The organism is Ruegeria sp. TASC047, from assembly GCF_059612445.1.
On the sequence record NZ_JBXWQP010000030.1, the window covers coordinates 124,320 to 134,351 of the forward strand.

12 protein-coding genes are annotated in these 10,032 nt (G+C 58.8%); 4 read left to right on the plus strand and 8 right to left on the minus strand.

The window, feature by feature from the left end; genetic code table 11:
• Positions 1 to 63: 63 nt before the first annotated feature.
• Entirely contained in the window at positions 64 to 1,065 is a 1,002-nt protein-coding gene (locus tag AC2FLO_RS12970; RefSeq protein ID WP_496753591.1) for a DUF2125 domain-containing protein, read from the plus strand.
• On the opposite strand, the gene AC2FLO_RS12975 is transcribed toward AC2FLO_RS12970, so the two are convergent.
• From AC2FLO_RS12975 to AC2FLO_RS12990, 4 genes are all read right to left on the minus strand, one after another.
• Positions 1,062 to 1,913 carry an extensin-like domain-containing protein gene (locus AC2FLO_RS12975; RefSeq protein WP_496753593.1) on the minus strand — a complete coding sequence of 284 codons (852 nt, stop codon included), beginning with the start codon at positions 1,911 to 1,913 and terminating at the stop codon, positions 1,062 to 1,064. The genes AC2FLO_RS12970 and AC2FLO_RS12975 overlap by 4 nt on opposite strands.
• Complete coding sequence (locus AC2FLO_RS12980; RefSeq protein WP_480587959.1) at positions 1,910 to 2,830, minus strand: prephenate/arogenate dehydrogenase family protein; 921 nt, start codon at positions 2,828 to 2,830, stop codon at positions 1,910 to 1,912. The genes AC2FLO_RS12975 and AC2FLO_RS12980 overlap by 4 nt, the downstream gene beginning before the upstream one ends.
• On the minus strand, positions 2,827 to 3,912 hold the full coding sequence (gene hisC, locus AC2FLO_RS12985) for a histidinol-phosphate transaminase (RefSeq protein ID WP_496753595.1): 1,086 nt from the start codon (positions 3,910 to 3,912) through the stop codon (positions 2,827 to 2,829). The genes AC2FLO_RS12980 and hisC overlap by 4 nt, the downstream gene beginning before the upstream one ends.
• 64 nt (positions 3,913 to 3,976) lie before the next feature.
• Positions 3,977 to 5,392 carry an aminotransferase class V-fold PLP-dependent enzyme gene (locus AC2FLO_RS12990; RefSeq protein ID WP_480553903.1) on the minus strand — a complete coding sequence of 472 codons (1,416 nt, stop codon included), beginning with the start codon at positions 5,390 to 5,392 and terminating at the stop codon, positions 3,977 to 3,979.
• A 102-nt stretch (positions 5,393 to 5,494) separates the two neighbouring features.
• Between AC2FLO_RS12990 and AC2FLO_RS12995 the strand changes: the two genes are divergently transcribed.
• The gene (locus tag AC2FLO_RS12995; protein WP_496753597.1) at positions 5,495 to 5,956 is read left to right on the plus strand and encodes an Lrp/AsnC family transcriptional regulator; all 462 of its coding nucleotides are present in this window, start codon (positions 5,495 to 5,497) and stop codon (positions 5,954 to 5,956) included.
• On the opposite strand, the gene AC2FLO_RS13000 is transcribed toward AC2FLO_RS12995, so the two are convergent.
• Positions 5,957 to 6,829: a LysR family transcriptional regulator gene (locus AC2FLO_RS13000; protein ID WP_496753599.1), complete on the minus strand. Its 873-nt coding sequence runs from the start codon at positions 6,827 to 6,829 to the stop codon at positions 5,957 to 5,959.
• Positions 6,830 to 6,922: 93 nt separating this feature from the next.
• On the opposite strand from AC2FLO_RS13000, the gene AC2FLO_RS13005 reads away from it, so the two are divergent.
• A complete protein-coding gene (locus AC2FLO_RS13005) occupies positions 6,923 to 7,204 on the plus strand; it encodes a DUF1330 domain-containing protein (RefSeq protein WP_496753601.1) in 282 nt (93 codons plus the stop codon).
• Between the two features lie 58 nt (positions 7,205 to 7,262).
• On the opposite strand, the gene rpsD is transcribed toward AC2FLO_RS13005, so the two are convergent.
• A complete protein-coding gene (rpsD, locus tag AC2FLO_RS13010; RefSeq protein WP_170374584.1) occupies positions 7,263 to 7,883 on the minus strand; it encodes a 30S ribosomal protein S4 in 621 nt (206 codons plus the stop codon).
• A gap of 271 nt (positions 7,884 to 8,154) precedes the next feature.
• Positions 8,155 to 8,598 (minus strand): hypothetical protein, encoded by a 444-nt coding sequence (locus AC2FLO_RS13015; protein ID WP_496753603.1) that lies wholly within the window; start codon positions 8,596 to 8,598, stop codon positions 8,155 to 8,157.
• A gap of 278 nt (positions 8,599 to 8,876) precedes the next feature.
• Here AC2FLO_RS13015 and AC2FLO_RS13020 point away from each other — a divergent pair, with 278 nt between their 5' ends.
• Positions 8,877 to 9,320 (plus strand): hypothetical protein, encoded by a 444-nt coding sequence (locus tag AC2FLO_RS13020; RefSeq protein WP_496753604.1) that lies wholly within the window; start codon positions 8,877 to 8,879, stop codon positions 9,318 to 9,320.
• 12 nt (positions 9,321 to 9,332) lie between these two features.
• Here AC2FLO_RS13020 and AC2FLO_RS13025 read toward each other — a convergent pair.
• A partial coding sequence (locus AC2FLO_RS13025; protein WP_496753606.1) for an NAD(P)-dependent oxidoreductase occupies positions 9,333 to 10,032 on the minus strand: 700 nt, incomplete at its 5' end.

The following is a 10,032-nucleotide window of genomic DNA, read 5'->3' on the forward strand; positions in this document are numbered from 1 at the left end:
CTGGTCCTTGCCCGTTTGGGCCTATAAACATCAATTCCGAGGCAGGAAAAAGGGCCAAAGCTCATGCGCCGTGTCATACGAGTGATCATTTTTATCGGCGTCCTGTGGAGCGCATATTGGTTTGTCGCCGGATATGGTCTGCGCGCGGCAATCACTGGCTGGTTTGATCAACAACAGGCGCGCGGCTGGCTGGCTGATTTCTCGGACGTGGCAACGGCAGGGTATCCGACCCATCACGTGACTCGTCTGAACAACCCTGCCCTTGCAGATCCGGTGAATGGCACAGCCTGGCGTGCGGACTGGATCGAATTCGAAAGCCCCGCGATCTGGCCCGGCCGGCAGGTGCTGCGGTTTGCCGAGACGCCGCAACGACTGTCTTACTACGATCAAACCTCAACGATTGTTGCCGATGAATTGATTGCAGAACTACAGTTGCAGCCCGGCGTTTCGCTTGTGCTTGAGAAACTGGCGCTGACGGCAGGGGCGTGGTCGGTGACCGAGAACACCACTGCACTGGCCGCAGGGGACACCCTGAGCCTGATCATGGCGCAAACATCCCAGCCCGAAGCCTATGCCATTACCGCCCGCGCGGATGGGTTCACACCCGGTGACCGGTTGCGGGCCCTTATGAATTCGGCGGCTTCGCTGCCGCAGTCCTTCGAAACGCTGGAACTGGACATGGTCACCACGTTCAGCAAAGTCTGGGACAGGTCAGCTCTGGAGGACAGCAGACCACAGCCCGTGGCCATCGACCTGCGACTGGCCGAGATCAAATGGGGTGGGTTGCGTCTGTTTGCTGCCGGTAAACTGGATGTAGACGCGCAGGGTGTTCCCAGTGGCGAGATCGCCGTCAAGGCCGAGAACTGGCGTGATATGATCGACATGGCAAACGCGGCTGGCGCCCTGCCCGATCAGGCGGTCAATCCTGTCACCCGCGCACTGAATTTTCTGGCAGGGCTGGGTGGCAACCCCAACGCGCTGGACCTTCAGCTGAACTTCCGGGATGGTTTTGTCGCCCTGGGGCCGGTGCCGCTGGGCCCTGCCCCGCGGCTGATCCTGCGTTAACGGCAATACGCTCCGCTGCGGTAGCGTGCCGTATCCAGATGGAAATGATCGCGATGGTAGCTGTCCGAGTTCGGCCCCAAAACGGTGCCGAACGGGCCACAGGCGCCGCGCCAGATCTTCTGCAGTTGCTTTTTTGACGGGTTCTTGCGCCATCCAGCGAGGACGGTCACTACCTCACCATCGGCCATTTTGAAGGCTGAAATATCGATGGCGCGTCCTTTGCCGTGCTCGGAAATCCGCGCGCCTTTACGATTGTTGCGGGTTCGGCAGGCATAATGAGCCGCCACCTGCAACTCGACCACGGGGCCGCGGCGTTTGAAGGTGGGTTTGACTGTCTTGTCGACCCATTTGTTCAGCGCAACTGCGGTGCCGCAATCCATTGTCGCCGGACGGCTGAGTGCCACACCGGAAACAGAGGTGATCTGAACTGCATCTTTTACGCCACAGGCTGAATTCTCGCTGCCGACCCTGCCGACGGGCTTGCCCTGAATTGCGATATCTCCGCAAACGGACCCTTTGCGCAGCTTGCGTTTTTTGAAAAGCACCTGCTGTTCAAGCGATTCAGGTCTCATGTAAGGCATCAGCGAGGTGTCGGGCCCCAGCAGCGGCAATTCCGATGGTCGCGCCAGGGCGGCAGTGACCTGCGGTGAAACCGGGCGTGAAATGGGGCGCAGATCGGTTATGGCCGCGACGGACACCGGGGCAACGGCGGACACAACCTGTACGTTGTGCTGGTACAGAATCGGACGTGCAGGTGGGACCAGAGATCGTTCCAGAGGTGCTGCCTGTGTGGTCATGGCGCACAACGCCATGATCCCGATCAGAAATTGCCCCCGGTATGACCTCATGAACCTGCCTTTCCCCGCCCGAAATCCGGTGCGTCGGTGTCCTGCCCTGCATCGATGATGCCGCGACGAATAGCACGGGTATGGGTGAAGTAGTCAAACAAATGTTCCCCGTCCCCGGTGCGGATGGCACGTTGCAGCGCAAACAGCTCTTCCGTGAACCGGCCCAGGATTTCCAGCGTCGCATCTTTGTTGGACAGGAACACATCACGCCACATGGTCGGGTCAGATGCCGCAATGCGGGTGAAATCCCGGAAACCCGCAGCCGAGTATTTGATCACTTCGCTATCGGTCACCCGGCGCAGATCGTCGGCCACACCAACCATCGTGTAGGCGATCAGGTGCGGCGCATGGGACGTGACGGCCAGAACCAGATCGTGATGATCGGCGTCCATCTCATCCACATGGGACCCCATACCTTCCCACAACGCCCGAAGGCGGGCGATTGCATCCGGGTCGGTCCCTTCGACAGGCACCAGCAGGCACCAGCGATTATCGAACAATTTGGCAAAACCCGATTCCGGACCGGAATGCTCTGTCCCAGCCAAAGGATGCGCGGGAATGAAATGCACACCTTCGGGGACATGCGGCTGAACCGCCTGAATGACATGCCGCTTGACCGACCCCACGTCCGACAGGGTCGCGCCGGGTTTAAGCACGGGCGCGATGTCTTCTGCGACGGCCCCCATTGCCCCCACAGGCACGCAAAGAACGACAAGATCCGCACCTTCGACCGCTTCGCGCGCCGTGTCACAGACGCGGTCGCACAGCCCGATTCTGCGCGCCGTGTCACGTGTCGTCTCGGACCGGGCATAGCCGGTCACTTCCCCGGCCAGGCCCCCACGCTTGATCGCCCAGAACATGGAGGAGGCAATCAGGCCCAGCCCGATCAGCGCAACCCGGTCGTAAATCTGGCTCATGCTGCGCCCTCTTTGAATGCTGTAATCGCCGCAACGACGCGGCGGCAGGCTTCCTCATCGCCCACGGTGATCCGCAGGGCATTCGGCAGGTTGTAGCCTGCAACCCGGCGGACAATCAAACCCTGCGTTTTCAGATAGTCGTCACAGGCCTCGGCCTCGGTCCTGTCGGCAAAACGCGCGAGGATGAAGTTGGTGCAGGACGGGTCCGAGGGTACGCCGACCTTGTCCAGCTCCTCGGCCAGCCACACCCGAAGGCGCGCATTTTCGGATTGGCAGAACGTCAGGAATTCGACGTCGCTGATCGCTGCTTCGGCTGCGGCCAGAGCTGTCAAAGACAGGTTGAAGGGCTGACGCACCCGGTTCAGAACATCGATAATCGATTGGTGCGCATACCCCCAGCCGACCCGCATCCCGCCCAGCCCGTACACTTTCGAGAATGTACGGGTCATGATCACGTTCTCATACGCATCCACCAAGGACGCACCGCCATCGAAATCGTCGACGAATTCCGCATAGGCGCCGTCCAAGACCATCAGGCAGGTATCGGGCAGACCCTGCGCCAGACGGTCCAGTTCGTCGTTCGAGATCATGGTCGAGGTCGGGTTACCGGGGTTGGTGACAAACACGATCCGCGTCTGGCTGGTTACGGCGGCCAGAATGGCATCCACATCAACTTTGCGGTCGCGCTCGGCCACCATGACCGGCGTGGCACCTGCCATGCGGGCAATGATCGGGTACATGGAGAACCCGTGCTCGGTATAGACCACCTCATCCCCCGGCCCTGCATAGGCCTGAGCGATGAATTGCAGCACCTCGTCGCTGCCGACACCGCAGATGATCTGCGCAGGGTCCAGCCCGTGACGTGCGCCGATAGCAGCGCGCAAACTGGCGTGGTCGGTGTTGGGGTACCGATGTAAATTTGCCGCGCTGTCGCGCACCGCCTCAATTGCTTTGGGGCTGGGGCCGAACGGGTTCTCGTTCGAGCTCAGCTTGATCACATGCTCAACCCCCGCCACATGCGACTGGCCGCCCTGATAAAGCGCGATGTCCATAATGCCGGGTTGCGGGGTGATCTTGGTCATGAGAGGCTCCGTTGAATGGGCCCCTCATACCTGTCTCAACGGATTGAGAAAAGCGACAATTCCATCATGCGGCCTTGAAGCGCGCAGTCGCCGGGTCGGCGTTGTAATACGGCACGAATTCCTCGGTACGGCGGGACAGGTCATTGACACTGTCGATGATGAATTGAACCGTTTCCTCGCTCATCAGGTACGAGAAATTCAGGCGTACCCAGCCGGGTTTCTTCATCTCTTCACCCGCAGACAAGGCCGCGTGCAGCGCCTCGGACGCGGCGCGGTCAATCCCCAGCAGGCGGTGGGCATAAGGCCCTGCGCAGGCACATCCGCCACGTGCCTGAATGCCGTAGACGTCGCTGAGCATCCGGGTAAACAGCTGCTGATGCACAGGCTGTCCCGCGTTGTCGCGCACAAGGAAAGAGAAGATCGGTAGGCGATGCGAATTATTGACCCCAAGCAATGTCAGGTGCGGGTTATCCTTCCACCCGTCCAGCGCCATCTGGTTGTACTGCGCCTCGCGTCTTGCGATTTCTTCCGTGCCGACGACATCCTTGACGATAAAGGCCAGCGCCGCGCGGATATCACCGATCACGTTGGGCGTTCCCGCCTCTTCCCGCGCAGACAGGTCCGCGCTGTAGTCATGCCGCCACGGTGACACGAAACTGACGGTGCCGCCGCCAGGCCAGCTGGGGCAGTTCCGTTTGGCCGCAGCCCGGTTTACGATCAGAACACCCGACGCGCCCGGACCGCCCGGGAACTTGTGCGGAGAAACGACGATCGCATCCTTGCGCGCGTCCGCCGGCCCCATATCCATCGGCAGGTAAGGCCCGCCCCCGGCGTAATCCCAAATCGCCACAGCGCCATGCGCCTTGAGCAACCGCGTCACCGGATTAGGGTCTGTGACAATTCCGGTTACATTGGACGCCGCCGAAAAGGAACCGATCAGAAGATCGGCGCCTGCATGGGTCAACAGCGCGGTTTCCAGCGCCCCGAGGTCAACCCCGCCGCCTTCGGCCTCGGGGATTTCAACCACAAGTGCCTTGCTTTCCCGCCACGGCAGGATGTTCGAGTGATGCTCGTACGGACCAATCAAGACAACCGGTTGGTCGGCCTCTGCCACCCCGAGCAGGCTGACCAACCGGTTGAGCCCCGCAGTGGCGCCAGACCCGGTGAAGATCACCGCGTCCTCTTCCTGGGCACCAACAATGCGGGCTATTTCCGCCCGCGCCTCGCGGCGCAGATGTGTCATGTAAGATCCGCAGTAAGAGGCCTCGGTGTGGCTGTTCGCGTAAAACGGCAACACATGTTGCGCCACAAAGTCTTCGACCTGCCGCAAGGCGCGACCCGAAGCGACGTAATCCGCATAGACAAGCGGCACGTCCCCATGCAGACCCGGGATCAGAACATTTTCTCCGATCAGCCCATCGCGCAGGTTTGAATTGTGAGCGGTGGAACAGAGTTCCGCACGAAACTTGGACAGGGACATTGCATTGGCTCCTAACTGTCCGACTAATGTGATTTATTATCAGCGCGAAAACTTCACCTATTATTGCATTGATTTTAAAATTTTTGTGTCATATGATCTGTAATGACATCAAAATTGGATCAAATTGACACACGCATTCTGAAAGAACTGCAGAAGGACGCCACCCTGTCGCAACGGGAGTTAGCGGATCGTGCAGGGCTTTCCCAGAACGCCTGCTGGCGGCGGCTGAAGGCTTTGAACGAAGATGGCGTCCTGATCGGTTCAACCGCCCGCATCGCACGCGAGAAATTGGGCCTGAGCCTTGTGGTCTTTGTCATGCTGCGCACGCGGCATCATTCGGCCGAGTGGCTACAGGCCTTTCGCAGCCACGTTCTGACGATCCCCGAGGTCGTGGATTTTCATCGGATTGGTGGTGACTACGATTATCAGCTGAAAGTCGTCACACAGGATATGGCGTCTTACGACAAGGTGTATCAACGGCTGATCGAAAAGGTCGAGCTGGACAGCGTCACGTCGTATTTCGCGATGGAAGCAATCGCCGAAGGACGGCCTTTGCCGATATGATCACGCCGTAAACAGCGGGCGTTTTTGTTTGAAAAAGGGCACCATGATGTCGCGGAACGCGACCAGTTTTGCCGAAGGCCAAACATCCGGGTGCGCCACGATCCAGATATCTGCGTAGGGTTGCGGTGAAAGGACCGGAACCTGCACCAAGCCCCGAAGTGAGCGGCCCAGAAACACCGGCATACGAACAACGCCCAACCCTGATTGTGCGGCACCCGCCATCGCGACCATGTCATCAAAGCGTATATGTATCCGCGAGTTTGGATAGATTTTGTCGACGCCGTCCGGCAGGTTCGGCTGCTTTTCGTAAAGCAACCAATCCACGGGCGCATTCGGATCTTGCCGCATTCGCGCGGCCCATTCCGACGTGGCAAAACAAGCGCTGTGCTGTTGCGTCAGGCGCAGACCTTTCAACGTATCGCCGGGGTTGCGGCTGATCCGGATCGCAATGTCGGCTTCGCGTCGATTAAGATCTAGAATCTCGTTTGCCGCGCGCACCTGCAAAGACACAGCAGGGTGCCTTTGAGCAAACTCGCCCAGCGCCGGAGCCAGCACATGGGCAATTAACAGTTGCGGCGCGGTTAAGGTCAGTTGCCCTTCCAACCGGGCATCCCGCCCTGACAAACCGCGCAGCATTGCGTGTTCTGCGCTTTCCATCCGGGCAGCATACGCAGCGACTAGGTGCGCTGCTTCTGTCGGTCGATACCCGTCGGTCAGTCGCTCGAACAGCACTTCGCCTGTCGCAGCTTCGGCGCGGGCTATACGGCGGGCAACAGTTGTGTAGTTGACGCCAAGCACTTGTGCCGCAGCGGACAGGGTACGCCTGCGGACCACGGCGAGTACGGCCCGGTAATCATCCCAGTGAATATCCATACATGCAAATTCGCACATCATTGATGCAAATACACGCGTTTTCGCAAAGCAGATCACACCCTAGCTTTTGCCCACACATCAAGGAGCAAAGCCATGATCTATGCCTACGCAAATCTTACCATAAAGAACCCCGACGCGCTGGCCGCCTATCGCGAACAGGCCGGGCCTGCACTGGCCCGCCATGGCGGAAAGGTCGAACACGCCACCGCAGAAACAACCGCGCTGGACGGCGCGCCGGACTTGCCTGACGTTGCAGCCCTGCTTTCCTTTCCCAACCGGGACGCGGCGCTGGGATGGATCAACGACCCGGAACTAAAAGACATCCACGAGCTGCGTCGTAGCGCAGGCGCGTCAGATATCGTTCTGCTGGGCTGAAATTGAAAAGAGCCGCACCCAAAGGTGCGGCTCTGAATTCCAGGTCGGAATGCGAAGATCAGTTCTTCGCGTAGAATTCGACGACCAGGTTCGGTTCCATCATGACCGGGTACGGCACATCGCTCAGGCCCGGTGCGCGAACGAACGTTGCGGTCATTTTCGAGTGGTCAGCATCGATGTAGTCAGGAACATCACGCTCGGCCAGGGCAACAGCTTCCAGAACAACAGCCAGTTGCTTGGACTTGTCACGCACTTCGATGACGTCGCCTTCTTTGACGCGGTAGCTGGGGATGTTCACCCGCTTGCCGTTCACTTTGACGTGGCCGTGGTTCACGAACTGACGCGCAGCGAAGACGGTCGGTACGAACTTGGCGCGATAGACGACGGCGTCCAGACGGCGCTCCAGCAGGCCGATCAGGTTTTCACCGGTGTCGCCTTTGACACGCTCGGCTTCGGCATAGATGCGGCGGAACTGCTTTTCGGTCAGGTCGCCGTAGTAGCCTTTCAGCTTCTGCTTGGCACGCAGCTGCAGACCGAAGTCCGACAGTTTGCCCTTGCGGCGCTGGCCGTGCTGGCCGGGGCCGTATTCACGACGGTTGACCGGGGATTTCGGACGACCCCAGATGTTTTCGCCCATCCGGCGGTCGATTTTGTACTTGGCAGACGTGCGTTTGGTCACGGCTGATCTCCTTCTTTAGGTCGATGCCCAAACGGGCAACTATGAAGGGCGTTGTCCTCTTGAGGTTTCCCTCATGACAGGTTTCCCCTTGCGGGGGCCACCAACACCAATGAAGCCGCGCTTATATCCGCAAAGCCGGCAGAGTCAACACGGCATTCAACGCAGTTTCGAATATCTGCAAAGATATGTTCGCCGCAGGCAGCGCAGGCGCCTGCGCGCATAGCGACGATTGCTGTCACACCGCTTTCATCAAGAAAAATACACGTCGCGTTCAGGCCGGAAATGCAACGACATTCCCGCCGCCTTCAACACCCGCCTTGTGCACCATCACAACATCGGTCACGTCGACGATCCAGAATTCTTCATCCCGTGGCGGGCATGCGCCATCGAAAACGATGGTTGGTGCTGCATCATTGGTGTCGGCAACAAGGTTGGCTGAAAACCGCTGCGACCCATTGGTAAGTGTCAAAGCGCCGGTCACGTGGCCGGAAACTTCCCGGACAATCGGGAAGCGGTTCTGCAAACGGGTTGCAGCGCCCCGCGCATATCCAATCTGTTCGACGCTGCTCTCGGCTTCTGCGCTCAGCACTATCGCCTGTCCGCGCCATGACCAAGCCGCGCCGACGGCCAGACAAGCCAGAGGCGCGTCCTCGAGTCCGTCAATTTCAGTTTGATCCCATGAAATGGCTACCTGACCGTTAACTCCGGCTCTCATCTGCCCACTCGCACTATTTAACATCCCGATATTCAATCATTGCTTATCAGCACCAAATCCGGCGGAAAAGAGACAGCAATGAAGCATTCACAAGAATGTTGCAGAAGTGAATCAAAAATATGTGTTTGCCTTGATCCAAGCTGATTATCTGAACATCAGCTTGCTGCGTGTACCCAGGGAATGGTTTCTGATCAGAGATCAAGATGGAAAAACCCACTCGTGAGAGTGGCGGTCACACTTCCTTAGTCAGACATGCGATCCGACGGAGCGTTTTGGTGATGGGCGCTAAGCTGCTGCTGCACCGGCCATGGACCTTGACGCCGAGTGTAACAGCATTGGCGGCAACAAGCGTTCTATTGAATTTGTGCACTGGTGTGGCCCTGCCGATCAATTTCAAACTGGTGCACACGCTAGGGTCCATGGACATCGCAAGCCAGGCGTATCTGCGCGCCGGTGTCGGTGTGATGCCGGGTCTGGCCATCCTGGGTGAGACATTTACCTGCCCTGTGGCGATGGGGCTTTTCTCGGTCATTGGTGAGCCTGCAGTATCTCACCAGCCGCCATGGACCGCCCTGTTGAATCGGCTCATAGCTGCCTTACGTCAGCGACTGTCGATGCCGTGGTGCGGCCTGTTCGTATTCGTAAGGTCGCGTGACGAGACCGCATTCGAGAAAATACCCCGCTTGCGAACTGCAGGCGGGGCGCTCTCCCAAAACGACTAGGTCGTTGGAGGTTCAATAGCCTACGGTAAAGGCGGCGCGTGGATATTTGGGCGATTGAGCCTCATCTACAATTGCCACTGCAAAATCTTCCATGGAGATTTCTGAGTTGCCGGCGTCATCAACAATCAGGTTATCTGTGTCGGTTCTGAAGACGCCTAGGCGTTCACCGGGCTGCAATAAGGCGGACGGGCTGGCATAGGTCCAGTTTGCTGAGGCATCCGATGAACAGAGTTCCCACTGCGCCATGGATGCACGTGCGGTTGGGACTATGCTTTCAGGCAGAAAGTCTGGATCTGATAAGACAGTGTGCGGGCTGCCATCGGGCATATGCAGACGAGCGGCACCCCCAATAATAATTACACGAAGACGGACAAGAGATGCGACATGCAGGATGGATCGGGTCAAAGCAACAACTTCGCCTTCACGCCCGGCCGGTGTACGCACAGCGCTTATGGCCAAATCCTGGCCAGCCATCGCAGTGGCCAATGCCGCAGGGTCTGCGACATCTGCAACAACCGGCTTGGCACCTTTGGGTAGTTTTTTGAGCCCCGCCTCATTTCGAACTGCCGCAGTAACCTCATGGCCACGCGAAATGGCCTCAGTCACGACACGAGAACCGACGTCGCCAGTGGCACTGAGCCTCCCCAACTGAACTGGTCCACCGTTATGTTTAGGAAACGGAGGACCACGAATGGCAAACAAGAGACCGAAG

Bases quoted from the DNA above. Each gene is read 5' to 3' on its own strand.
- AC2FLO_RS13000 (WP_496753599.1), bottom strand. From the start codon at position 6,829: ATGGATATTCACTGGGATGATTACCGGGCCGTACTCGCCGTGGTCCGC.
- AC2FLO_RS13020 (WP_496753604.1), top strand. From the start codon at position 8,877: ATGGGCGCTAAGCTGCTGCTGCACCGGCCATGGACCTTGACGCCGAGT.
- hisC (WP_496753595.1), bottom strand. From the start codon at position 3,912: ATGACCAAGATCACCCCGCAACCCGGCATTATGGACATCGCGCTTTAT.
- AC2FLO_RS12970 (WP_496753591.1), top strand. From the start codon at position 64: ATGCGCCGTGTCATACGAGTGATCATTTTTATCGGCGTCCTGTGGAGC.
- AC2FLO_RS13015 (WP_496753603.1), bottom strand. From the start codon at position 8,598: ATGAGAGCCGGAGTTAACGGTCAGGTAGCCATTTCATGGGATCAAACT.
- AC2FLO_RS12980 (WP_480587959.1), bottom strand. From the start codon at position 2,830: ATGAGCCAGATTTACGACCGGGTTGCGCTGATCGGGCTGGGCCTGATT.
- AC2FLO_RS12975 (WP_496753593.1), bottom strand. From the start codon at position 1,913: ATGAGGTCATACCGGGGGCAATTTCTGATCGGGATCATGGCGTTGTGC.
- AC2FLO_RS12995 (WP_496753597.1), top strand. From the start codon at position 5,495: ATGACATCAAAATTGGATCAAATTGACACACGCATTCTGAAAGAACTG.
- AC2FLO_RS12990 (WP_480553903.1), bottom strand. From the start codon at position 5,392: ATGTCCCTGTCCAAGTTTCGTGCGGAACTCTGTTCCACCGCTCACAAT.
- AC2FLO_RS13005 (WP_496753601.1), top strand. From the start codon at position 6,923: ATGATCTATGCCTACGCAAATCTTACCATAAAGAACCCCGACGCGCTG.